This is a genomic window from Pseudomonas sp. 1912-s (assembly GCF_029269205.1).
Classification (GTDB): Bacteria; Pseudomonadota; Gammaproteobacteria; order Pseudomonadales; family Pseudomonadaceae; genus Aquipseudomonas.
Genome location: NZ_JARIXR010000045.1, coordinates 1 through 23965, shown reverse-complemented (window position 1 = coordinate 23965; position 23965 = coordinate 1). Strand labels below are relative to the sequence as shown.

21 protein-coding genes and 4 tRNA genes are annotated in these 23965 nt (G+C 60.8%); 13 read left to right on the top strand and 12 right to left on the bottom strand.

What is annotated here, in order from left to right:
- Window positions 1-8: 8 nt before the first annotated feature.
- Together P3C29_RS30510 and P3C29_RS30505 are read left to right on the top strand one after the other, a co-directional pair.
- Window positions 9-1433 carry a PLP-dependent aminotransferase family protein gene (locus tag P3C29_RS30510; protein WP_275966236.1) on the top strand — a complete coding sequence of 475 codons (1425 nt, stop codon included), beginning with the start codon at window positions 9-11 and terminating at the stop codon, window positions 1431-1433.
- A 115-nt stretch (window positions 1434-1548) separates the two neighbouring features.
- The gene (locus P3C29_RS30505) at window positions 1549-3516 is read left to right on the top strand and encodes a methyl-accepting chemotaxis protein (RefSeq protein ID WP_275966235.1); all 1968 of its coding nucleotides are present in this window, start codon (window positions 1549-1551) and stop codon (window positions 3514-3516) included.
- A gap of 36 nt (window positions 3517-3552) precedes the next feature.
- Here P3C29_RS30505 and P3C29_RS30500 read toward each other — a convergent pair whose 3' ends face one another.
- Window positions 3553-4365, bottom strand: a complete 813-nt coding sequence (locus tag P3C29_RS30500; RefSeq protein ID WP_275966234.1) for an alpha/beta fold hydrolase — start codon at window positions 4363-4365, stop codon at window positions 3553-3555.
- 124 nt (window positions 4366-4489) lie between these two features.
- Entirely contained in the window at window positions 4490-5248 is a 759-nt protein-coding gene (locus tag P3C29_RS30495) for a hypothetical protein (RefSeq protein WP_275966233.1), read from the bottom strand.
- Window positions 5249-5618: 370 nt separating this feature from the next.
- On the opposite strand from P3C29_RS30495, the gene P3C29_RS30490 reads away from it, so the two are divergent.
- The 4 genes from P3C29_RS30490 to P3C29_RS30475 all read left to right on the top strand — a co-directional run bounded on the left by P3C29_RS30490 (window position 5619) and on the right by P3C29_RS30475 (window position 6032).
- A tRNA-Glu gene (locus P3C29_RS30490) sits at window positions 5619-5694 on the top strand.
- Between the two features lie 3 nt (window positions 5695-5697).
- Window positions 5698-5773: transfer RNA gene (locus P3C29_RS30485), tRNA-Gly, on the top strand.
- Window positions 5774-5877: 104 nt separating this feature from the next.
- Window positions 5878-5953: transfer RNA gene (locus P3C29_RS30480), tRNA-Glu, on the top strand.
- A 3-nt stretch (window positions 5954-5956) separates the two neighbouring features.
- Window positions 5957-6032, top strand: a tRNA-Gly gene (locus P3C29_RS30475).
- Between the two features lie 99 nt (window positions 6033-6131).
- On the opposite strand, the gene P3C29_RS30470 is transcribed toward P3C29_RS30475, so the two are convergent.
- The 7 genes from P3C29_RS30470 to P3C29_RS30440 all read right to left on the bottom strand — a co-directional run bounded on the left by P3C29_RS30470 (window position 6132) and on the right by P3C29_RS30440 (window position 12528).
- Window positions 6132-6677 (bottom strand): hypothetical protein, encoded by a 546-nt coding sequence (locus P3C29_RS30470; protein ID WP_169385901.1) that lies wholly within the window; start codon window positions 6675-6677, stop codon window positions 6132-6134.
- On the bottom strand, window positions 6674-7000 hold the full coding sequence (locus P3C29_RS30465; RefSeq protein WP_201124975.1) for a hypothetical protein: 327 nt from the start codon (window positions 6998-7000) through the stop codon (window positions 6674-6676). Before P3C29_RS30465 ends, P3C29_RS30470 begins: the two co-directional genes overlap by 4 nt.
- A 131-nt stretch (window positions 7001-7131) precedes the next feature.
- Complete coding sequence (locus tag P3C29_RS30460) at window positions 7132-8349, bottom strand: phospholipase D-like domain-containing protein (protein ID WP_275966232.1); 1218 nt, start codon at window positions 8347-8349, stop codon at window positions 7132-7134.
- Between the two features lie 57 nt (window positions 8350-8406).
- Window positions 8407-9054, bottom strand: a complete 648-nt coding sequence (locus tag P3C29_RS30455) for a MotA/TolQ/ExbB proton channel family protein (protein WP_010166356.1) — start codon at window positions 9052-9054, stop codon at window positions 8407-8409.
- A 25-nt stretch (window positions 9055-9079) separates the two neighbouring features.
- Window positions 9080-11362: a TonB-dependent receptor gene (locus P3C29_RS30450; protein WP_010166358.1), complete on the bottom strand. Its 2283-nt coding sequence runs from the start codon at window positions 11360-11362 to the stop codon at window positions 9080-9082.
- Between the two features lie 24 nt (window positions 11363-11386).
- Window positions 11387-12118 carry an energy transducer TonB gene (locus P3C29_RS30445; RefSeq protein ID WP_201124973.1) on the bottom strand — a complete coding sequence of 244 codons (732 nt, stop codon included), beginning with the start codon at window positions 12116-12118 and terminating at the stop codon, window positions 11387-11389.
- A gap of 2 nt (window positions 12119-12120) precedes the next feature.
- On the bottom strand, window positions 12121-12528 hold the full coding sequence (locus P3C29_RS30440; RefSeq protein WP_010166361.1) for a biopolymer transporter ExbD: 408 nt from the start codon (window positions 12526-12528) through the stop codon (window positions 12121-12123).
- 189 nt (window positions 12529-12717) lie between these two features.
- On the opposite strand from P3C29_RS30440, the gene P3C29_RS30435 reads away from it, so the two are divergent.
- Both P3C29_RS30435 and P3C29_RS30430 read left to right on the top strand, forming a co-directional pair.
- Window positions 12718-13293 (top strand): GNAT family protein, encoded by a 576-nt coding sequence (locus P3C29_RS30435; protein ID WP_201124972.1) that lies wholly within the window; start codon window positions 12718-12720, stop codon window positions 13291-13293.
- Window positions 13290-14864, top strand: a complete 1575-nt coding sequence (locus tag P3C29_RS30430) for an alkaline phosphatase D family protein (protein ID WP_275966231.1) — start codon at window positions 13290-13292, stop codon at window positions 14862-14864. The genes P3C29_RS30435 and P3C29_RS30430 overlap by 4 nt, the downstream gene beginning before the upstream one ends.
- On the opposite strand, the gene P3C29_RS30425 is transcribed toward P3C29_RS30430, so the two are convergent.
- Window positions 14865-15491: a hypothetical protein gene (locus tag P3C29_RS30425; protein WP_010166365.1), complete on the bottom strand. Its 627-nt coding sequence runs from the start codon at window positions 15489-15491 to the stop codon at window positions 14865-14867.
- Between the two features lie 91 nt (window positions 15492-15582).
- Between P3C29_RS30425 and P3C29_RS30420 the strand changes: the two genes are divergently transcribed.
- Window positions 15583-16515, top strand: a complete 933-nt coding sequence (locus P3C29_RS30420; protein WP_010166367.1) for a LysR family transcriptional regulator — start codon at window positions 15583-15585, stop codon at window positions 16513-16515.
- A gap of 194 nt (window positions 16516-16709) precedes the next feature.
- On the opposite strand, the gene P3C29_RS30415 is transcribed toward P3C29_RS30420, so the two are convergent.
- Together P3C29_RS30415 and P3C29_RS30410 are read right to left on the bottom strand one after the other, a co-directional pair.
- Entirely contained in the window at window positions 16710-17117 is a 408-nt protein-coding gene (locus P3C29_RS30415; protein ID WP_003217220.1) for a PA2817 family protein, read from the bottom strand.
- A gap of 231 nt (window positions 17118-17348) precedes the next feature.
- On the bottom strand, window positions 17349-19796 hold the full coding sequence (locus tag P3C29_RS30410) for an acyl-CoA dehydrogenase (RefSeq protein WP_010166374.1): 2448 nt from the start codon (window positions 19794-19796) through the stop codon (window positions 17349-17351).
- Between the two features lie 191 nt (window positions 19797-19987).
- On the opposite strand from P3C29_RS30410, the gene P3C29_RS30405 reads away from it, so the two are divergent.
- From P3C29_RS30405 to P3C29_RS30390, 4 genes are all read left to right on the top strand, one after another.
- Window positions 19988-20647: a transglutaminase family protein gene (locus tag P3C29_RS30405; RefSeq protein WP_201124969.1), complete on the top strand. Its 660-nt coding sequence runs from the start codon at window positions 19988-19990 to the stop codon at window positions 20645-20647.
- A gap of 57 nt (window positions 20648-20704) precedes the next feature.
- Window positions 20705-21328 carry a glutathione S-transferase gene (locus P3C29_RS30400; protein WP_201124968.1) on the top strand — a complete coding sequence of 208 codons (624 nt, stop codon included), beginning with the start codon at window positions 20705-20707 and terminating at the stop codon, window positions 21326-21328.
- A 135-nt stretch (window positions 21329-21463) separates the two neighbouring features.
- Window positions 21464-22396 carry an ABC transporter ATP-binding protein gene (locus P3C29_RS30395; protein ID WP_275966230.1) on the top strand — a complete coding sequence of 311 codons (933 nt, stop codon included), beginning with the start codon at window positions 21464-21466 and terminating at the stop codon, window positions 22394-22396.
- Complete coding sequence (locus P3C29_RS30390; protein ID WP_003217229.1) at window positions 22393-23172, top strand: ABC transporter permease; 780 nt, start codon at window positions 22393-22395, stop codon at window positions 23170-23172. Before P3C29_RS30395 ends, P3C29_RS30390 begins: the two co-directional genes overlap by 4 nt.
- The last annotated feature ends 793 nt before the right edge of the window (window positions 23173-23965 follow it).

Below are 23965 nucleotides of genomic sequence, written 5' to 3'. Positions count from 1 at the left end.
AGTGGCTCATGGATTTAGGGATCGATCGACAAGCCCTTGTACCGGTAGTGCAGCAAATCGTCAGCGCGTTGGCCGCCTGGATTCGCGAAAGCGGGGTCAGCCCCGGGACGCGGTTGCCCTCGGTTCGGCAATTGGCCCACGAGAACCTGCTCAGCCAGTCCAGCGTCATCGAAGCGCTCGAGCGGATGGTTGCCCAAGGCGTGCTGGCCTCACGGCAAGGCGCGGGTTTCTTTGTGGCCCAGCCACCCGCCGAACGCGGCCTGAGTAGCGAAAACCCATGGTATGAAGGCGCCGAGTCGGGGTGGGGTACTTTCATCGATAATCAACTGGGTGAACTGAAACTGGGCTGCGGCTGGCTGCCGGACACCTGGCGCGAGAGCGATGACATCAGCTACGCGATTCGTGAAGTCACCCGCACCGATACCGCCGCCGTCTTCAACTACAGTACGCCGCTGGGGCTGCCGGCCCTGCGTGAACAACTGCTCAAGCGCCTGTCCCACATCCACGTGGCGACCCGGGTCGACCATATCCTGACCACCCAAGGCGCGAGCCACGCCCAGGACCTGCTGATCCGTACGCTGCTCAAGGCCGGCGACACCGTGGTGGTGGAAAGCCCGGGGTACGGCAACCTGTACCGGCAACTGGCCTTTCACGGGGTCAAACTGCTGGAAGTGCCGCGCACGCGCGGCGGCCCGGACATGCCTGCACTCGAGGCGCTGTTATGCGGGCATCGGCCCAAGTGCGTGTTCATCAACAGCCTGTATCACAACCCCACTGGCACCAGCCTGTCCCTGGAGGTGGCCGAGCACTTGTTGCGATTGGCCCATTCCCAGAACTTCTTCATTGTCGAGGAAGACGTCTATGGCGATCTGCAACCTGCCACTTGCACCCGGCTGTCGGCGTTGCCCCACGAGGACCGGGTGATCTATATCTCCAGTTTCTCCAAGACCCTCAGCAGTGCCCTGCGCGTGGGGTATCTCACGGCCAGCGGGGCGATCATCGCGCAACTGGTCAGGGTCAAGACCTTGACCGGCATCGGCACGTCGCGGTTTGCCGAGGCGGTGGTGGCCACGTTGCTGGCCAATGGCACCTACCGCAAGTGGGTGCAACGCTTGCGGCGGCGCTTGAGCACGGAAATGGCCATGACCCTGCAGGTGCTGGAAGACGAGGAGTGGGAGGTGTTTGCGGCGCCGGCGGGTGGCATGTTTGTGTGGGCACGTCCTGGGATGGGCGACCGTTCGACGCTGCAGGCAAGGGCTCGTCGGCTGGGGGTGTTGCTGTCGCCGGGGGCGCTTTTCAGCCCGACGGGCGAACACAGTGACTGGCTGCGCATCAACGTGGCCTATGCTGCTGATCAACGTGCCCTCGCGTTGTTCAGGGCGATGGGCCCAGCAGGATCGACCTCTACCATTCTGAAAACGACGAGGATGTAGCTTTTTGCCATTATTGTGGCGCCAAACTCTTGTGTTCAGTGCCCCGGGGTTGCGAATCTCGCTGCATCGAAACCGGGCTTGATGGCATTCGCCATTGCAAGAGGACTCAAGTGCAATGATTTCTGCCGCGCAACGACGTTTTGCCAACCTCGGTATGGCAAAGAAACTGGGCTTGGGCTTTGCCTTGGTGTTGCTGTTGACGGCGCTCGTGGCCGCGATTGGCGTGTGGTCGCTGCAAACCGTCGGCCAGCGTTTCGAGGGCCTTAAAGCCATGTCTGCGCTCAACAGCGGCCTGCTCAAGGTGCGCCTGATCGAGCAGGACTACGCGCTGCATGCTGACCCCAAGTCGGTAGACGCCTTGCACGAAAGCGTCGACGCGTTGGCCGCCCAGGCGGTGATTCTCAAGGGCCAGTCGCCCGCCAATGTCCCGGTGATGAATGATGTCGAGCAGGCGCTGGCGGCCTATCGCAAGGCGTTCGACGAGTTTGTCGAACTGACCCAGACCAAGGACCTGGCGTTGGAAATGGCCAGTTGGTCGGTCTCCAGTGTGGCCAACAACCTCGATGTGTTGCAGGCCGGCCTGGCGGACGACGGCGCCTATGGCCTCAAGGAAAGCCAGGGCAAGGAAGGCGCGGAATTTATCGAGCAGGCCGGGCAGGTCAGCCAGGTCTCGCGCCTGATGCTGCAAGCCATGAACGAAGCGCACGTGCGCCTGGATCAAAGCCGCAAGGGCGATGACGAGAACGCCGAGCAAGGCAAGATCGAGCAGGCTGACCAGGCCCTGGCTCAGGTTGAACAGCTGAAAACCACGGTCAAGGACCCCGGCTATCAAACCGTGTTGAACGAAGTGTCAGGGCATATCGCGGCCTTCAGCGAAAAACTCGGCGAGTACACCGGCCTGCTGGCCCAGGAAAAGGTTGTCTACAAGCAGTTGCACGAGCGTGCCGCCGAGGTGGTGACGCGGGTCAACCAGGCGTATGACGCAGAAGACCTGTCGATGCAGGCGCAGTTGAAGAAAAGCGCGCTGCTGATCATTGGCTCTTCAGCCCTGGCCTTGCTGGTCGGGCTGATTGCCGCATGGATCATTACCCGGTTGATCGTCGCCCCGCTGCGCAGCGTGACTGCAGTAGCCCAGCAGATTGCTGCCGGTGACCTCAGTGGTCGCATGGAGGTCAGCCGTCGGGATGAGATGGGGCAGTTGATGCTTGCGATGCAGCAAATGAGCGGTGGCCTGAGCAGCATGGTCAGCGGGTTGCAGGCGGGTATCGAACAACTGGCCAGTTCCGCTCATTCGCTGTCCAGCGTGACCGAGCAGACCAACGTCGAGGTCAGCAATCAGAAGGAAGAGACCGAGCAGGTTGCGACGGCGATGAACCAGATGACCGCCACCGTGCACGATGTGGCGCGCAACGCCGAGGAAGCGGCCCAGGCTGCGCAGACGGCGGATGACAAAGTCGACAGCGGCCAGCAGGTGGTGCGCCAGAGTTTGCAGCGTATCGAGTTGCTGGCCAGTTCGGCCGCCTCTGCCAGTACCAGCATCGAAAGCCTGAGTGCGGAAATCCAGAATATCGGCACCGTGCTCGAGGTGATCAAAAGCGTGGCCGAGCAAACCAACCTGCTGGCCCTGAATGCGGCCATCGAGGCGGCGCGGGCGGGTGAGCAGGGCCGTGGTTTTGCGGTGGTGGCCGATGAGGTACGGGCGCTGGCCAAGCGTACCCAGCAATCCACCGAGGAAATCGAGCGGCTGGTCAGCACCCTGCGCAGCGCGGCGCAGTCTTCGGTGCAGCAGATCAAACAGAGCGGCGAGCTGGTCAAGCTGGCGGTCAGTGATGCCCTGGAAACCGAAAGCGCCCTGGGCAGCATTGCGGCGGCCGTGTCGTTGATCCAGCAGATGAACCAGCAGATTGCCGCGGCGGCGGAAGAGCAAAGCTCGGTGGCCGAGGAAATCAATCGCAGCGTCACCAGCATCCGTGCGAGTGCCGATCAATCGGCGTTGAGCATGCAGGGCAATGCGGCGTCGAGCATTGAGCTGGCGCAGTTGGGCACGGAGCTTAAGGGGATGGTCGGGCACTTCCGCCTTTGACCACCGCTCGCCTGCGGTGATCAAAGGGCAGGGCGGTCAGGCGTGGTTGGCGAGGAAGGTCAGCAGGGCTTCATTGACGAAGTCCGGGTTTTCCCGGCTGGAGATATGCCCGGCGTCCGGGATCAACGTCAGTGTGCAGCCGATCAAGGCCGCCATTTCTTCTGACTCGGCCGGTGGGCGTGGCTTGTCTTGCTCCCCGCACATCACCAGGGTGGTGTCGGCGTCGAGGCGCGAAAGCTGTTCCAGCACATCCGCGCGGCTGAAGATAATCCGGCCCAGGGGCACGATGCTTTGCAGCAGGCGCTCTTTGGGGAAGGTTTTCAGTGTGTTGCGAAAGTCCTGATACAGGGCCGATTCCCGGTCGATGCCGGGGCGGAAGAAGATCGGTGCAACCACATCCAGCAGCGGTTCCGGAATGGCGCCGGCGTCTTCGATCATCTTGAACAGCGAAAAGTAATACTGGCGAGTGGCTTCCGGCTCGGCGCCCAGGTGTGTGTCCATCAGCACCAGGCTGTTGACCCGCTCGGGTGCGAGCAGTGCCAGGCGTGCGCCCCACATGCCGCCGACCGACAAACCCACGAGGTTGACCCGGGCGATGTCCAGATGATCCAGCAGGGCAAGGTTCTGGCGCGCAAGGTCGTCCAGGGAGGCGGTGTTTGCAGGCAGCGGTCCGGACTCGCCGTGGCCCCATAACTCCGGGACGATCACCCGGTACTGTTGCGAAAGGGCTTCGATCTGCGGTGCCCACATCTGGCTGTCCCACAGATAGCTGGAACCGAGGAGAACGGCCGGGCCGGTGCCCTGGTCGAGGTAGTGCAGCGGTTGTCCATCGATAAGCGCGACAGGCATGGCAAAGCCCTTTTCGTTAACGGAGAGAGGGGGCCTTTTTTACGCTATTCATGGGGCGGGGGATAGGTGCAGAGTGATGGCATGTGGTGAGTGGGCTTGCCCCGCTCACCACACTGGCAGGGGATCAGTCGTAGATGACTTTCTTTTTCCAGTCCGCATCTGCATCGACCACTTTCAGGCCTTCGGTCAATTCATTGACCTCGTCTTCAGCTGGCTGGATGTTGGTCAGCACCATGGAGTTGGCGCGCGCGAGTTGTTTCTCCAACAGTTGCAGTTGCTGGCTATACACCACCGGCTCCGGCTGCTTGCGCAGGTATTGCACACCGCGCTCGAACGCCAGGCGTGCCTGGCCCGGCTGGCCCTGTTGCAGCGCGTGCTGGCCCAGGTTGTTGAAGAACTCGATGTGCAGCAGCACCAGGATATGGCGGATTTCCTTGATCCAGTGCTTGGCTTCATTGGTCGGCAGGAAACCGTCCTGGGCCGCGCGGGTCACCTGACCATGCAAGGCTTCCAGCAGGAAGCGCACATCCTTGGCCTTGGCTTCGGTCTGGATCGGGGCCGGCGGGTTGTTCACCGGGATCGATTCGCCCTGGGCCACCAGCGCGTTGAGTTCGGCGATACGTGCCTTGAGGGCGGCGTTGGACCTGTCGAGGTTCAGCAGGCGCTGGTTGACGTTGAGCTCCAGGCGGGTCAGCAGCAACTTGAGTCGCGGCGTCATCAGCTGGCCTGGGAACGTCTCGGTGATTTCACCGCAGCGACGCAGCCGGTCATTGAGTTCGATCCGGGTCCGGTTCTTTTCCAGCTTATTGTTTTCCACCACGTGGTTCATGTAGCCAATGGCGATCAGTATTACGATCCCGGCTATTACCAGCAGGGTGATCATGAGTGGTGTCACCGGTGTGACCTCTTTATAGGGTTTGCGTTGAAGTGTAGTGACTGGGGCACTGGCCGGATAGGACTGAGCGACCAGTTGCGTCAGTAGTTTCTTCTATATAGCGAGGCAGTCCCTGCGTAGCTGCACATTGCCATCATTTGCTGCAGCGAACTATAGCGCCTTGTCGAACGCCAGAATATAGGCGTCAAAGCCTGGACGGCGAGAAACCCTTGCAACCCCCGTAAACCACGGCGAAGTCATTGATTTAAATAAATTTATCCTTGGGGGTTGACGACCTCCCAATCCATCCATAGAATGCGCGCCACTTACAGCGTAAAGCACACAGCGAAACGCGGTAGGGAGTGAATGTTGTACGTGTGTCCCCTTCGTCTAGTGGCCTAGGACACCGCCCTTTCACGGCGGTAACAGGGGTTCGAGTCCCCTAGGGGACGCCATATGCGGGAATAGCTCAGTTGGTAGAGCACGACCTTGCCAAGGTCGGGGTCGCGAGTTCGAGTCTCGTTTCCCGCTCCAAATTTAAGCAGTGTTGCTCTCGGGCGGCACTGAGTGAAACCAGGGCGTAATCTTCGGATTTAATCTCTGGGCACTGAAATACACACCATGTGTTTCAGTAGCGTGTCCCCTTCGTCTAGTGGCCTAGGACACCGCCCTTTCACGGCGGTAACAGGGGTTCGAGTCCCCTAGGGGACGCCATTTGCGGGAATAGCTCAGTTGGTAGAGCACGACCTTGCCAAGGTCGGGGTCGCGAGTTCGAGTCTCGTTTCCCGCTCCATATTTAACGAAAACGCCGATCAGCAATGATCGGCGTTTTTGTTTGTGGATTTTTTATGGGTCGGGGCGCAACGCCTCGACCCACGTCGCACCTGAATCCCTAGAAGTTATCCATCGCGTGGCACATCGACAGCCTTCCCGACGGCGTCGGTTCAATCGGACTCCATCGTTCGGCACCCTTCGGCAGTTCCGCCAGCTCGAACGCACAACTGCGGGACAGGGATGCGCGCACCATGTAATCCATGCCGGGCTTGGGGATAAAGGTCATGGTGTTGAAACATTGCCGCCCAACGTTCGGTAACCCAAGGTAATGAAAGGCGATGGGCGTGTTTGCCGGGATCACCAGTTCGGACGACACTGCACCGTCCCACGTATAAATCGGCCCCGGCATACCCAGGCTTGCGCCATTGCGATCGGCGAAGCCGGATTTGGCGGACACCATCACGCCGGCGCCCGGCACATTCCAGTCCAGGCAATCACGTCCGGGCACCGCGCGCACCATGCCGTCACTGATAATGCGCAAGCGCGCCGTCTCGGCGGACGGCGGCGCGGTATAAGCGGTGTTGAGGGAGCGGACGTTATACACCTGGCCACAGCCGGTGAGCAGTATCAGGAGCAGGGCGGGGGCAACCCGTAACGCCCTCATGACGGGCGGCAGTTCTGGCTGGGCGACAACTGCGGCGCCGGTTCAAAGCGCACTTGTTGCAGGCCGTCGGCGCCCTGGAAGATGAAGTACTTGGAGCGGCAATCCTTGAACATCGCCGAATACCCCTCGGCCCGGAATCCCTTCCCGTCGACTTGCCTGGTCACCGTATTGTTGCGGCTGACCACGGCAAGCACGTGCTCATAGCTGTCGCCCATCTTCACCCCCGGTTCACCGGTGGTGGTCATCGAGTTGGCGCAGCCGCCGAGCCCGAGGGCCGCCCAAGCCAGCGCGGCACCGCACAGTCCATTGCGTGTGTTGTTCATTCCCTGCTCTCCATCCCTGAGTATTGATCGGCGAATATGCAGTGTTGGTCAGCGTAACGGCGGAAAAGTGCAACATTCATATCTGGCAATGTGACATTGCCCGCAAAGTCATGCCGTTTGCGGGCAAGGGTTCAAGGTTTGCCCGGATGCGGCTGCGGGTACTCGCTTGTCACTTCCAGCGCTTTGGCATACGGCCCATCCCACAGCTGTTCGTGTAAATCTCCCACGCGCTTGGCCATTGCTTCACTGCGCATCACCACTTCCAGATTGCGCGAGTTATCGAAATAACCCCCCAGCCAGTTACTGGTGCCCACCCACGCCACTTGCCCGTCAATCTCCATGGTCTTGCTGTGAATCACCCGCGCATAGGGAATGAACCCTTGCTTGGCCTCGGGCAGGGTGACGATCTTGACCTCGACATTCGGCAGCACTGCCAGGCTTTTCAGGTACGGCAATTCCAGCGCTTCGGTGTTCCAGTTGGACACCATCAACTTGATCGACACCCCGCGCGCCGCCGCCGCACGCAACGCGTTGTCGATCACCGCATAGTACGGCCGGGTTCTGTCGGGCCCGTAGGACAGGGGGGCGTAGTCCAGCAGTTGCACCCGCACTTCCTTTTTCGCCTCGCCGAGCAGGCGCGGCAGTTCCAGTTGTGAATCGCCCACGCCAGGCGGGTTGTAACGCTGGGGACTGGCTACCAGATAGTTGCCGGTGCGCGCAGGTAGAGCCCCTGCGGCGGGCAAGGCGACGGGTTTGTTATCGGTCAGCGCCGCCTGGGCCTGCCAATCCTGGTCAAAGATCGCCTGGGTCTGGGCGACGACGTTGGCATCACTGATCAGCAGCCCGGTCTCGTGGATATGCTCCAGCGAGCGCCAGTCGAAGTTCTGGCTGCCGATGAACGCCTGCTTGCCGTCCACCACCATGTATTTGGCGTGGATGATCCCGCCGCTCAGCTTGCCGTAGGGCAGGATGCGGAAGGTCAGGTTGGGAATGGCTTTCAGGCGTTCCAGGGTGGAAGCTTCCGACAGCCGCACGCCTTTTTCTTCCAGCAGGAAGCGAATTTTCACCCCGCGTTTGCCGGCGGCCTCCAGGTGTTCAATCACCGTGTCCATCACCGAGCCAGGATGGTCCGCCGCGTAAAACTGGCCGATGTCGATGCGACTTTTCGCGCCGTCGAACAGCCCGATCCACACGGGGCCGGGTTGGCGCAGGTCCGCCGTTCCCAATTGTGTGTCCACCGGCACGGTGTGCACCAACTCAAACCCCGGAATTGAAAAGTCCGCCTGGGCAAGCGGACTGAGGAGCAGGCCTGCGAGGCCGGCGATACGTAGCTTCAGCGATATGGACATAGGCGTCTCATCGGGCAAAAAGGAAGGGCGGGCGCAAACGGCGCCCGCCCTGAAAGGTCACGCAGTGCGGCTATGCAGTGGGGTCGGCACCAGGTGCGGCACTTCACCTTGTACGCGGGCACCGGTTGCGGCGCGGATCAGCAGGATTTTCAGCTGGTCGTTGATGCGTTCCAGGCTGTCCTGGAAGAAGTTGTGGAACACCACGCAGAACAGGGCGATGGCAATACCCAGGCCGGTGGCGAACAAGGCCGTACCGATACCACCGGAAATCTGGCCCGGGTCGGACACGCCGGCACTGGCCAGCGCCTTGAAGGTGTCGATGATGCCGAGGATGGTGCCCAGCAGGCCAAGCAGCGGTGCAGCGGTGGTGATGGTTTCGATGATCCACAGGCTGCGGGACAGCGGCGCGCGGGTCTTGAGGTACTGGGTTTCGATTTCGTCGTCCAGGTCTTTGCGCGAACCATGGGAAGCCTTCTGCGCGAGGATCGGCAGCACCATGCTCAGCGGCAGGCTGTCGCGGCGGGTCAGGTTTTCCGGCAGGTCGCGTTCGCTGTGCACGTTGGCGCCGAGCACTTCAGTCAGCGCGCGGGCCTGGCGACGCACGTAGGCGAAGTAGATGCCCCGTTCGATGGTGATAAAGATCGCAATCGCCAGCGCGGCGTACATCACATAAAAGGTAATTTGGTGAAGCAGGTTCATGTCCATGAGTGTTTTCCTCTCAGGTGATTAATCAGAAATTCGCTTCCAGGGAAACCGTGACGGTACGGTCCAGGCCAACGATGTAAGCCGGGTCGCCATCGCGGAAACCGCTGTAGCTCGCCGAGTTGGTCTTGGTGGTGTACACGCCGTCCAGGTACTTCTTGTCGAACAGGTTGTCGACGTTCAGGCGCAGGGTTGCGTCCTTGACCACTTTTTTGTCCACCGGCAGGTAGATACCGGCGCCGAGGTTGAAAATCGTGCGGGCGGAGATGGCTTCGTCGTTGGTCAGGTCGCCGTAGAGCTTGCTGGTGAACTTGCCGCCGAAAGTGCCGTAGAAGCGCCCGTCGTCATACCCGATGTTCGCTGCGAGCATGTTGGTCGGCACGTTGGCGAACTGCTTGCCGCTGGTGGGCAATACGATCGGCTTGCCGGCGCTGTAGACGGTCAGGTCATCCTGCTGCTTGGAACTGGTGTAGGTGTAGGAGGTGTAGTAGTTGAAGTTGTGCGGCAGCTTGCCGCTCCACTCCAGCTCCAGGCCTTTGTTGATGACGGTGCCGGCGTTGATATCGGCGGAATCACCGTTGCTGTCCAGGGAGGTGAGCTGGCGATTCTTGAACTGCATGTAGAACAGCGTGGCGGCGAGGGTGCTGTCTTCGCCGGTGTAGCGCCAGCCCAGTTCCTGGTTCCAGCTGAGTTCCGGCTTGGAGTCGAGGGAGCCGACGCCTTTGTCGTACAGCACGTAGTTTTGCGGAATACGCATGTTGCGCGACAGGCTGTAGAACAACTGGTCACGCTCGTCGAGCTGGTATTTCAGGCCGGCGTTGGGCAGTAATTTGTTGTAGGTCTGGCTGGCCTTGCCCGGTTGTTCGGTGAGGCTGCCGTGGTTGGTGCCGTCACGCTCGACGTTCATGTAGGCGATACCGGCAATCAGCGTCCAGTCCGAGTTGATGTACCAGGTGTCCTGGGTCCAGACTTTTTGCGCCGGGGTGACGGTGTAGCGGTCGCGACCCTGCACGGTGTTGCCGTTGGCGTCGACCACGGAGTTGCCGTCCGGCCAGGTGTCGCTCGGCTTGCCATTGTTCTTGAGGGCAATGAACGGCTGGGTCTGGCTTTGGCGGGCGCGTTCGTACCAGTAGCCGAATTGCAGGCTGTGGTCGCCCAGGTCCCAGTTCAGCTTGGTGGTGATGCCCGGGCGCCAGGTCTGGGTGCGCGAAGGGCGGTAGTAGACGCCGGTGGTCGAGGAGCCGTCGGCGTTGTATTGGGCCTGCGTCGGCAGGTTGCCGAGGTCGAACACGCCGCCTTTGTTCGAGCCACTGTTCAGCGCATAGGCGGAGGAGCCCACGCCGCTGCCGTTACCGTAGTAGTAATACGGGATCACCGAGAGGGACAGGTTGTCGCTCAGCTTGTACTGGGTGTTGAGCACGGCGGTGAAGGTCTGGAACGGGTTCTGTGCCAGGTCGTAGTAGCTGCTGACCTTGCCATTGGCGCCCACTGCCGGTGTCGCCGGGTACGGGTCGTACTTGCGGCCGTACTGCTGGAACTGGGCCTTGGTCAACTGGCTGTAACTGTTGTTGTCCTGCTCGTGGTACTTGAGGATCAGGTTGGCGGTGTTGCCGTTGCCGGCGTCGAAGAAGCTGTTCCACTCCACCTTGTCGGCACGCACGGCACCCGAGCCGCGCCACATCTGGCCTTCGGTGTGGGAGGCCGACAGCCAGTTACTCAGGCCGTTGACTTCACCGGTGTTGAGGCGGGCAAAGGTCTTGCGGGTGGCGTTGCTGCCGACCACTTGCTTGACGAAGGCACCGGTTTCCTTGGTCGGGCGAATGGTCACGATGCCGATGTTGCCGCCGCTGGAACCGATGTGCGGGCCGTCGGCTTCCGACGAGCCTTGGGTCACGAAGATCTGGTCGATGTTTTCCGGGTCGCCCAACAGGTTGGAGTACAGCGCGTAGTTGCCGGAGTCGTTGATCGGCATGCCGTCCACCGACATGCCCACCTGGTCGGAGTTCATGCCGCGCATGGTGAAGCGGAAACCCGAGAGGCCGGTGTTGTCTTCGCTGGAGATGTTCAGGCCCGGGGTGTACTTGAGCTTGTCGATCGCGTTGCCGGTGGCGGTCTGTTTGTCCAACGCTTCCTTGGTGATGGTCGAGCGGCCCTTCGCGCTCTCTTCCTGGACCATGTAACCGCCCCCCGCGGTTGCCTTGCCCTGTACCCCAATGGTCCCGACGTCACTGTCGCTGGTGTCTGCCATGACCACTCCATGGGTCATGCTCGTCGCGGCAACGAGTGCCAGATGAATCCGGGTGAACTTCATCACTGTCGTCCTGGTGGTGTGTGCTTATTGCACGCTGTAGTTGAAGGTGGCGGTGAAGCGCTGCTCGTTACGTCCACCGAAGGCTTGTTCGGGGAACGGTTTCACCTGCTTGATACGGCGCAGGCTGTTGGTGGCGGCCCGGTTGAGCAGCATGCTCGGCGCCGGGGTCTGGATCCCGGAGTCGAGGACGCGGCCTTGGCGGTCCACCATTAACCAGACCACCACCTCGCCACTCGGGCGTTCGAGGGACGCCTGGCGCCCGGTGGGGTATTGCTTGTACGTGTCCAGCTCGTTGCGCAAACCCTTGAGGTAACCGCCTTCCAGTGCCTGGCCATCGACTTTTGGCGGCGCTGGTGGCGCGGCGGGTGCCGGTGCAGGGGCAGGAGCGGCTTGCACAGGCTTGGCGGCGACCGGGGCTGGCGCAGGCGTTGGTGTGGGCTTGGCGGCCACCGGCTTGGGCACGGGTTTTGGCTTGGGCTCAGGTTTTGGGAGTGGTTTTGGCACCGGCTTGGGCGGTGGAGGCGGCGGGGCTGGCTCGGCCTCTTCGTCTTCGATTACCGGCGGCGGAGGTTCTTCAACCACGGGCTCGGGGACCACTTCCGGCTCGGGCTCGACCAGGGCGAGTTCAACCGCCGACTCGTCGTACTGCGGCTGGATTTTCAGGGGTTGGGACTGGATACCCAGTGCAATCAGCACCAGGGCGATCAGGGCCGGGACACTGCCCAGCAGCCGACGCGCACGAAACAAGGCATACATGATCAGGACTTTTTCGTGGCGATGGAGACGGAGGTAAAGCCACCCAGGCGCAGGGTGTCCATGACTTCAACCAGGCGGGCCACTTCCACGCCTTTGTCGCTGTTGACGATGATGGTCGACTTGGTATCAGGCTTCTCTGCCGACTTGAGCGCAGGCACCAACGCGTCGACGGTGATCTCCTTGCCGTCGAGCTGCAGCTGACCTTCCAGGCCCAGGGTCAAGATGAATTTATTTTGTGGCTTGAGCTGCTGCGAACTGCTGGCGCTCGGCAGTTGTGTCTTCATGCCCAGGGCAGGAATCACGTTCAAACTCACCAGTACAAAAAACACCAAAAGAAACATCATCACGTCGATCATCGGGATCAGTTCGATGTGTGCCTTGCGCTTTTTGGGTTCATCCCAAGTTCTCATGCCGCTACCCCGTTGTTGATTAGGGGCGACACGCTAGCAACGAAAAATGACCGAATGGTTAACATTAATTTAAGCTTTTAAGGCTCTATTACGGCACTCACAAGCGGACATGCGGATTATTTATGTACGTAATGAAACTGACACGGAGCGCGTACATTCTGGGAGAATTTATTTCCAGAGCCCTCTGTCATGAGCGTTGCGCTGCCTTTTTTATCCACCCCGCGACTGGTGTTGAAAGCGTTACACAAGGACCAGGCCGAGGTGCTTTGCACCCTGGCCAACGGGCCGCTGATTGCCGAAAACACCGCGACCATCCCGTCGCCCTATACCCTTGAAGTGGCCCACGCTTTTATCGGTGAACTTGAAGAAAAGTATCGTTCGGGGACGGCGCTGGGCCTCGGCATTCACTTGCGGGAAACCGAGGGGTTGGTGGGGATGGTCAGCATTCGCCTGTCTGCCAATCATCACAGTGGGCTGCTGGGTGGATGGGTGGCGGCGGATTGCCGTGACCGTGGCTACGCTGCCGAAGCTGCCTGTGGGCTGATGCACTTTGGCTTCAGCGAATTGGCGCTGCACCGTATCGGAGGGCAGTGTTTTACCCGTAATAGAGCGTCGGCCCGAGTGATGGAGAAAATCGGCTTGCGTTACGAGGGCTGCCAGCCAGGCGCCTTTCTCAAGAATGGGGTTTACGAAGACCTGTCGCTGTTCGGCGTAGTGCGCAAGGATTGGCAGAACCCGCTCGACTCCCGCGAGTACCCGCTATGAATCATCTGCCAGACCCAGGTCGCCGTCGGGTCTTGGGCGGCCTGGCGGTTGCCACGGCGTTTTCGATCCTCAGCCCGTTCGCCCGCAGTGCGGGCATCGACTATCCCTTCACCCTGGGTGTGGCTTCCGGCGATCCATTGCCGGACGGTTTCGTGATCTGGACGCGCCTCGCGCCCTTGTTCAATGCCGCAGACGGCCGTGGTGGATTGGGCCGCGCGGTGCCGGTGCGCTGGAAGGTGGCCAGCGATGCGGCGATGACGCGGATTGTGCGCCGGGGTGAGGTCATGGCCAGCGAGCGTTTCGCCCACTCGGTGCATGTGGAAGTCGCCGGGTTGGAAGCAGGCCGGCCTTACTGGTACCAGTTTGAAGGCCTCGGCGCGCAAAGCCCGGTAGGCCAGTCGCGCACGGCGCCAGCGGTGCATGCCATGGCGTCGGCCCGGTTGGGTTTTGTCTCGTGCTCCCATTGGGAGCGGGGCTACTTCAGCGCCTATCGGCATTTGGCCGCCGAGCAGCCGGACCTGGTGTTTTTCCTCGGTGACTACATCTATGACAGTTCCTACGCAGCCGACTCCGGCAAAGTCATTCGCTCCCACGGCAGCGGCAATGCGCTGAACCTTGCGGATTACCGCAACCGCTACGCCCTGTACAAGACCGATCCGGATTTGCAGGCGCTGCATGCTGCGGCGCCCAGCGTGGCGACCTGGGACGATCATGAAGTGCAAAACGACTACGCCAGCCAGTGGTCCCAGGACCCGAACGTCCCCGTGGCGGCGTTTCTCAAACAGCGGGCGGCGGCCTACCAGGCGTTCTATGAACATATGCCGCTGCGGACGAGCAGCCTGCCGCGAGGGCCGGACATGCGTGTATATCGGCGCCTGGACTACGGGCGGTTGGCACGTTTCCACGTGCTGGACGGCCGGCAGTATCGCTCCGAGCAGCCGTGCATTTCGGCGAACGGGAGTCGCAAGGGGCATATCGCGGATGACAGCTGCATTGACCTGCGCAATCCCCGGCGCACGATGCTTGGCTGGGAGCAAGAGGCGTGGCTGGACCAAGGGTTTGCGCAGTCCCGGGCACAGTGGAACGTGATCGCCCAGGACCTGCTGGTGGCGCCGCTGATTCAGCGTGACCCTCAGAGCCAGGCACTGGGCCATTGGACGGATGGCTGGGATGGCTATATCGCAACCCGCGAGCGGGTGCTGGCGTCTATCGAGCGCCGGCGCGTGAATAACCCGGTGTTCTGGGGCGGCGATATTCACTCATTCTGGACCACCGACCTGCACGCCGATGCCAATAACCCCGACTCACGGGTTATCGCCACCGAGTTCGTCGGCACGTCGGTGACCTCCGACGGGCCGCCGTTTGAGGCCTTCAACTCGATTTTGCCGCTGAACCCTCATGTGAAGTTCTTCGACAGCCGCCAGCGCGGCTACGTGTCGGTGGCACTCGAAGAGACGAATATGCTGACGAACTTCCGGGTGATTTCCGATCCCCGGGATCCACATGCCAGTGTCTCGACCCTCATGTCATTTGTGGTGGAACCGGGCAGGGCGGGGGCGATTGCGGTTTAGTCAGTCCAGGCTGTAGCGCACCGACAGCGCCCCTTTTTTCTCGGACAGGGCCAGGATCTTCACCTGGCCCACGTCCCCCAAGGCCTGCACATGCGTCCCGCCGCAGGCATAGGCCGGCAGCTCGCCAAAACCCACTTCCCGGGTGCCTTCATCCAGTGTCATATGGCGTGGCAGGTTGGCCGCGACCCATTGATCAACTTTCTGTTGAATCGCCTCGGCGTCCATCGCTTGAGCCGAGGTACCGCGAATAAACGTGATCTTGCCTTCGCCCGGCCAGTGATGGGCCTTGATCGGCATCCAGCCCAGGGTTTCGCCGGCATTGCCGATCAGATGCCCGGCCGAATGCAGGCGCGTGTGCAGGGTGCGGCGCTCTTCATCGACGCGTGCCGGTATGGGGCCGATTGCCACGGGGCGGTCGACGTAGTGCACGACACGATCGCCTTCCTGCACCACTTTCAATACCTGGCTTTCCCCCAGCCAGCCGGTATCGGATGGCTGGCCGCCACCTTGGGGATGGAAGATCGTGGACTGCAGGATCACCGCAAACTGGTCATCAAAGGGTGTGCATCCCAGCACTTCAAGTTCGGCATTCAGGTGGTCATGGGTAAAGAACAGGCGCTGGGTCATCATCTACATCCGCATCAGGGTTTCTATCGGGCAGTATAAGAAGTGCGCCAATGGGTGATAATCCGTTCAAATCTCAATGGACTTGTGCGTCATGAGCATCAATCTTCCCTTGCCGCTGCTGGGCGAAATGGCGATTTTCGTCAAGGTGGTGGAAACCGGCAGCTTCTCCGAAGCCGCGCGGCAGCTGGGGGCATCGCCGTCCTCCGTGAGCCGCAGCATCTCGCGCCTGGAAAAGGCCCTGGCGACGCGCCTGCTGCAACGCACCACGCGCAAATTGCGCCTCAGCGAAGGTGGGGAGGAAGTGTTCAAGCGCTGCCAGGAAATGGTCAGTGCTGCGCGCTCCGTGATGGAAATCAGCGGGCAATACACCCACGAGGCCGAAGGGCTGGTGCGGGTCAGCGTGCCCAAGGCGGTGGGGCGTTTTGTGGTGCACCCGCATATGCCGGAGTTTCTGCGGCGTTATCCCAAGGTCGATGTGCAATTGATCCTTGAGGACCGGCATGTGGACCTGATTGATGACAATGTCGACCTGAGCATCCGCATCACCGACAGCCCGCCGCCGGGCTTGGTGGGGCGCCAACTGCTGCCTATCGACCACTTGGTCTGCGCCACGCCGCAGTACCTGGCCGAGCACGGTACGCCAGAGCATCCCCATGATTTGCTGGAGCACAGTTGCATCTACCTCGGGGAGACCCCGGGGGATGCGCGCTGGAAATTTCGCCAGGGCAGCAAGGCGGTGACGGTGGGCGTGCGCGGGCGCTATGCAGCCAATCACACCGGGGTGCGGCTGGATGCCGTATTGCAGCATGTGGGAATGGGTAGCTTGCCGTATTTCACGGCGCGGCATGCGCTGGAAGCGGGGGACGTGGTACAGGTGTTGCCGGGGTGGGATTTTATTGCGTCGTACCACGGGGATGCGTGGTTGCTGCATTCACCGACGCGGTATTTGCCGCCGAAGTTGCGGGTGTTTATTGATTATCTGGTGGAGTGCATGGCTAAAGAGCCGACGCTGCATAAACGATAGGTGCCGAGGCGGCTTTTTGTGATGAGGCGGTTTTTGTGGTGAGCGGGCTTGCCCCGCGCTGGGCTGCGAAGCGGCCCTAAAACCTGCCGCCTCGATCTGTCTGAAAGAATGATGTGATCTTGATGGGGGGCTGCTTCGCAGCCCAGCGCGGGGCAAGCCCGCTCACCACAGTAAGCCCCTCAGCACATTACAGATCAGTGCTTGGGCTGGTCGTTGGACATGGCCAACAACTGCTTTTCCTGGTTCCAGTCGAACGGTTCGTCGTTTTGTTCAGCTTCGAAGCGACGCTCTTCCAGGGCCTGGTACAGGTCCAGTTCGTCGTCGGGCATGAAGTGCAGGCAGTCGCCACCGAAGAACCACAGCAGGTCGCGCGGCACCAGGTGAGCAATTTGCGGGTAGCGCAGGATGACCTGGCTCATCATGTCCTGGCCCAGGTACTGGCTTTCGATCGGGTCGATCGGCAGCAGGGCGCGCAGTTCATCGAAGCGCTCCAGGAACAGGAGGTGGCTTTCCTCGGGAACCTGTTCGGCTTCGCCGACGGCAACCAGGATGCTGCGCAGGTGGTCGAGCAAGACGAGATGATCGGCAACGACATTGGACACGAGATAAGTCCTCAAGAGCAAAACGGGCGCGAGAGTATATAGCTCGGTGCCTTGCCTCACAAATACGATTCCTTTTGACGAGTGGCTGTTGTTGTCAGGCAAGGCGCCGCGACGAGTCATAGCGTGCTATGGCGAGGAGCGGCAACGCAGCATGACGACAACAGACGCCGTCAAAAGGGATCAGTATTTGTGAGGCAGGGCACTCTGCCCGTTTTTATATGACCGCTGGGATTAGCGGACTTTTCCCTCTGCCTGGCTCAGCTCTTCCTTGCTGAAATCATCCACGTCGATCACCTTGCGTCGCGCCGCTTCAGCGTCACGCAGGGTCTGCGCCTCGGCCGGTTGCAGCACGCCGGCATGCAGCGCGGCGTCGATGGCGTGTTCGCCCGCGGTCGGTTTGACCTGGCCGCTCTTGAGGCCTTCGTGGAGTTTTTTCTGCAACGGATGGCTGTCGGCCAGCAGGTCGTAGGCATGTTGCAAGGCGCCCACCGGATCTTCTGCGGACTGTGGGCGATAGCAGCCCGCCAGCACCGCTTCCAGTGTCGGGTCACCCTTGGCGCGACCGAGCACTGCGGCCACCTCGGCATCCAGTGCATCGGACGGGCCTTTATGACGGCGGCCGAACGGGAACACGATCACCCGCAACAGACAACCCAACACCTTGCTCGGGAAGTTGGTCAGCAGTTCATCCAGTGCGCGCTCGGAGTGGCCAAGGCTCTCTTCCATGGCCCAGGCGAACAGTGGTTCCAGGTGGTCTGGCGAGTCCAGGTCGTGATAACGCTTGAGCGCAGCCGATGCCAGGTACATGTGGCTCAGCACATCACCAAGGCGTGCCGACAGGCGTTCGCGACGTTTCAATTCGCCGCCCAGCAGCATCATGCTCAGGTCCGCCAGCATTGCAAACGCAGCGGCCTGGCGGTTGAGTGCGCGGAAATAGCCCTGGCTCAAACGGTTGCCCGGGGCCTTTTCGAAGTGACCAAAGCCGAGGTTCAGCACCAGGGTGCTGGCAGCGTTGCTCACGGCAAACCCGATGTGTTGCAGCAGCAGGCCGTCGAATTCCTTCAGCGCCTGGTCATGGTCCTCACGACCGGCCAGGGCCATTTCCTTGAGCACGAACGGATGGCAGCGAATCGCGCCCTGGCCGAAGATCATCAGGTTGCGCGAGAGGATATTCGCGCCTTCCACGGTGATGAAGATCGGCGCCCCTTGCCAGCTGCGGCCCAGGTAATTGTTGGGGCCCATGATGATGCCCTTGCCGCCGTGCACATCCATCGCATGGCTGATGCACTCGCGACCGCGTTCGGTCAGGTGGTACTTGAGGATCGCCGACAGTACCGAGGGTTTTTCCCCCAGGTCGACCGCGTTGGCGGTGAGCATCCGCGCGCTGTCCATCAGCCACGCGTTGCCGCCGATGCGGGCGAGGGCTTCCTGGATACCTTCAAAGGCCGAAAGCGGTACGTTGAACTGCTCGCGCACCTGGGCGTATTGGCCCGTCACCAGGCTGGTGAACTTGGCCGCGCCGGTGCCGACGGCAGGCAGGGAAATCGAACGGCCTACCGACAGGCAGTTCATCAACATCATCCAGCCCTTGCCGAGCATCTCCTGGCCACCGATCAGGAAGTCCAGGGGAATGAACACATCCTTGCCGGAGTTGGGGCCGTTCATGAACGCGGCGCCCAATGGCAGGTGGCGGCGGCCAATCTCAACGCCCGGGGTGTCGGTGGGGATCAGCGCGAGGCTGATGCCGAGGTCTTCTTCGTCGCCCAGCAGGTGGTCCGGGTCATGGGCCTTGAACGCCAGGCCGAGCAAGGTCGCTACCGGGCCGAGGGTGATGTAGCGTTTTTCCCAGTTCAGGCGCAGGCCAAGGGTTTCCTTGCCTTCCCATTCGCCCTTGCAGATCACCCCGGTGTCGGGCATGGAGCCCGCATCGGAGCCCGCCAGCGGGCCAGTCAGGGCAAAGCACGGGATATCGTCGCCACGTGCCAGGCGGGGCAAGTAATGGTTGCGTTGTTCATCGGTGCCGTAATGCAGCAGCAATTCGGCGGGGCCCAGGGAGTTGGGCACCATGACGGTGGAGGCGAGGTCGCCGCTGCGGGTCGCCAGTTTCATTGCGACCTGGGAGTGGGCGTAGGCGGAGAAACCCTTGCCGCCGAACTCCTTGGGGATGATCAGGGCGAAAAAGCCATGCTGCTTGATGTGTTCCCAGGCGGCGGGCGGCAGGTCCATGGCCTGGCCGATTTCCCAGTCGGTGACCATGGCGCACAGTTCTTCCGTGGGGCCATCGATGAAGGCTTGTTCTTCTTCGGTCAATTGCGCTTTGGGATAGGCCAGCAGCTTGTCCCAGTCGGGGCGGCCGCTGAACAGCTCGCCGTCCCACCACACGGTGCCGGCGTCGATGGCGTCGCGCTCGGTCTCGGACATCGGCGGCAGGACTTTCTGAAACCAGTTGAACAGCGGCGCGGTGAAGTACTTGCGGCGCAGGTCGGGCAGCAGCAGCGGGGCGGCCACCAGGGCGATCAGCACCCAGAAGATCAGCAGCAACCAGCCTGGTGCGTGGCTGAAGGCGCCCATCGCCAGCAGGTAGACGGCCACCACGCCAATGGCGGGCAGGGGCGCAGTGCGCCGGTGTGCCAGGTAGGCAACGCCGACCACCAGAACCAGTATCCACAACAACAGCATATTCAATCCTCCGTGAAACCAGGTGCGAAATCACCTCTGAGCTTAGTCGGCATCCGAAAAAGCAGGGTGACGAGGGTGTTACGTGGTGTGCCGGGGAAGATCACCACCAGGCGCCGACATTTGGCCGAATCGTCGTTATCCCTGGGTCAGGCCTGTGGTTAGACTCCAGGCTTGCCTCGGAGATTAACCTCATGAATGCGTACTTGAATCCCGGCCGCTTCATCGATAGTGACCACCCTGCGGTGGTGGAGTTCGCCGAAAAACATCGCGGTTCGAGTACCGCGCCCCGTGACCAGGCAGTCAGTCTTTACTACGCCGTGCGCGAGGCGGTGCGCTACAACCCCTACACCTTCAGCCGCGACCCGCAAACCCTCAGCGGCAGTTTTGCATTGGCCGCCGGCGAGAGTTATTGCGTGCCCAAGGCGACGCTGTTGGCGGCGTGTGCAAGGCACTGCGGGATCCCGGCGCGCATTGGTCTGGCCGACGTGCGCAACCACCTGTCCACGCCGCGTTTGATCGAGCTGCTCAGAAGTGACGTATTTGCCATGCACGGCTACACCGAGCTGTATCTGGACGGCCGTTGGGTGAAGGCTACGCCCGCATTCAACCAGCAACTGTGCGAACTGTTCGATGTGCCGCCGCTGGATTTCGACGGCATCCACGACAGCGTTTTCCACGCCTTCAACCGCAAGGGCCAGCGCTCCATGGAATACGTGGTGGACCATGGGCAATTTGCCGAGGTGCCCGAGGAATTCTTCTTCGCCCACATTCAGAAATGTTACCCGCACCTGTTTGGCGAGCAGATGCCGATCCTGTTGGGGGACATGCAGAGTGATTTAAGCCGGGCGTGATCCGGCGTATGCTGCCCCGGCATTCATCCAACCATCTTTTTCAAAATCGGGGCGGTCATGCTGAAAATCTGGGGTCGTAAAAATTCGTCAAATGTCAGGAAGGCACTGTGGTGCGCCGAGGAACTCGGCCTGGACTATGAGGCAATTGATGCGGGCGGGGCTTTTGGTGTGGTCGACACGCCGCAATACCGCGCACTGAACCCCAACGGCCGGGTGCCGATGATTGAAGATGGCGACTTTGTGCTGTGGGAATCCAACACCATCGTGCGTTATCTGGCCGCCAAACATGCGCCGGATTCGAATTGGTACCCCAGCGACCTGCAAGCCCGGGCCAACGCCGAAAAGTGGATGGACTGGACCACCTCGACCCTGGCCGAACCGTTCAAGACCGTGTTCTGGGGCGTGTTGCGAACCCCGGCTGAAAAGCAGAACTGGGACACCATCAATGCCGGTCGCCAGGCCTGCATCGATGTCTTGCAGACGGTGGATCAGGCCTTGGCCGTGCAACCTTACCTGTCCGGCAGCGAGATCGGCATGGGTGATATCCCCTTGGGCAGCTTCATTTATGCCTGGTTCGAAATGCCCATCGAACGCCCGTCGATGCCTAACCTTGAGGCCTGGTACCAGCGCCTGCGTGCGCGCCCGGCGTATCAGAAATCGGTCATGACCGCGTTGACCTGATACCCACTATTAATACGGGTGACTGTACTTGTGCGGCGCGGACAAGCACCATGCTTGTCACGCGCAGCCGTTGTATTCCGTGCGGTCTGCCCTCATGTAACAATTCTATTCCTCTTCTTTGGTGCGTAATCCGATATGAGTTCCGCTCTGTCCATCCGGCAGCTAATCAAAACCTACGGCAACGGTTTCCAGGCCCTGAGTGGTATCGATCTGGACGTCGCCGAAGGTGATTTCTTCGCCTTGCTCGGCCCCAACGGCGCCGGCAAATCCACCACCATCGGCATTCTCTCGACGCTGGTCAACAAGACCACCGGTACGGTGAATATCTTTGGCAACGACCTGGACAAATCCCCGGCGGCGCTCAAGCGCAGCATCGGCGTGGTGCCCCAGGAGTTCAACTTCAACCAGTTTGAAAAGACCTTCGACATCGTCGTGACCCAGGCCGGTTACTACGGCATCCCGCCGAAGATCGCCAAGGAACGCGCCGAGCAATACCTCACCCAGCTGGGTCTGTGGGACAAGCGCGACGTGCCTTCACGTTCCCTGTCCGGCGGCATGAAGCGCCGCCTGATGATCGCCCGTGCTCTGGTTCACGAACCGCGCCTGCTGATCCTCGACGAACCCACGGCGGGTGTGGACATCGAGCTGCGTCGCTCGATGTGGACGTTCCTCACCGAGCTGAACCAGAAAGGCATCACCATCATCCTCACCACGCACTACCTGGAAGAGGCTGAGCAGCTGTGCCGCAACATCGGCATCATCGACCACGGCACCATCGTCGAAAACACCAGCATGCGTAACTTGCTGAGCCAGTTGCACGTCGAGACCTTCCTGCTCGACCTGAAGAACAACATGTCCGTGCCACCGCAGTTGATCGGTTACCCGAACCGCCTGGTGGACAGCCACACCCTGGAAGTGCAGGTAGACAAAGCCGTGGGCATCACCGCGTTGTTCGGCCAACTGGCCACCCAGAACATCGAAGTGCTGAGCCTGCGTAACAAAACCAATCGCCTTGAGGAGTTGTTCGTGTCCCTGGTGGAGAAAAATCTGGCGAAGGTGGCGGTATGAGTTCGGAACTGCAACCCAACCTCGTCGCGCTGCAGACTATCGTCTACCGCGAAGTGAAGCGCTTTACCCGGATCTGGCCGCAAACCCTGCTGCCGCCGGCGATCACTATGGTTTTGTACTTTGTCATTTTCGGCAACCTGATTGGTCGGCAGATTGGTGATATGGGTGGTTTCACCTATATGGAATACATCGTGCCGGGGTTGATCATGATGTCGGTGATCACCAACTCCTACGGCAACGTGGTGTCGAGTTTTTTTGGCAGCAAGTTCCAGCGTTCCATCGAGGAATTGATGGTGTCGCCGGTGTCGCCCCATACGATTCTGATCGGCTACACCCTGGGTGGTGTGCTGCGCGGGTTGATGGTCGGGGTGATCGTGACGCTGCTGTCGTTGTTCTTTACCCATTTGCAGGTGCATCACCTCGGGATCACCTTGCTGGTGGTGGTGCTGACGGCGACGATCTTTTCGTTGCTGGGGTTCATCAACGCGGTGTTTGCGCGTAACTTTGATGATATTTCGATTATTCCGACGTTTGTGCTGACGCCGCTGACGTATCTGGGTGGGGTGTTTTATTCGATCACCTTGCTGCCGCCGTTCTGGCAGACGGTGTCGTTGGCCAACCCTGTGTTGCACATGGTTAACGCGTTTCGCTATGGCATCTTGGGTGTGTCGGATATCAAGATCAGTGTGGCGATTACGTTTATGCTGGTGGCGACTGTGGTGCTGTATGTGGGCTGCGCGCGGTTGCTGGTGAGTGGGCGTGGGATGCGCACCTAAGCGTTGAGATGTAATGAAAAACGGCCTTCAGATGAGGCCGTTCTTTTTTGCGTTTGGTTGGGGGTATATCCGTTATTTAGGTAACGGCGGCTTATGGTTTCGCTCTTACAGCGACTCACTTTGGAAAAGCCCCAAAGTAAGCAAAGGGCTCTGCCCCGCCTGTCGGCACCTCGCTGTGGCTCGGTGTTCCCTCACTCCGGCATTGCTCCGCGGGCCGCCGCGACGGGGCGTCCCTGCCCCGTCGCGGCTAAACCGGCGTCCTGCCGGTTTACCCGCTCCTCAATCCCTGCGTTCGGCCTCGGGCTTATTGGGGCAGTCAGAGCCAGATCAAGATCAAAAGCAAGAGCACAGCGGCCTACAGGCCGGCTTGAGTGGTAGAAGCCAGATCAAAAGCCACAGCAAAAGCCAAATCGAAAACCAAATCTGAAACTGCTGCAGCTCTGCTTTTCTGTGGGAGCTGGCTTTAGATTTTGATTTTGCTTTTGCTTTTGCTTCACACCACTCAAGCCGGCCTGTAGGCCGCTGTGCTGTTGATCTGCTTCTGATCTTGATCTTAGGCGCCCCGTTAAACCACGCTGGCCGAACGCAGGCTTTGGAGCGTGGGTAACCCGGCAGGACGCCGGGTTAGCCGCGCTGGGCCAAGGATGGCCCATCGCGGCGGCCCACGCTCCAAAGCCGGAGTGAGGGCACACCGAGCCTAGGCGAGGTGCCGAGTGGTGGGGCAAGAGCCTTTTGGTTACTTTTGGGCTCCTTTCAAAAGTGACCCGCTGTAAGAGCGGAACCCATCGAAGAG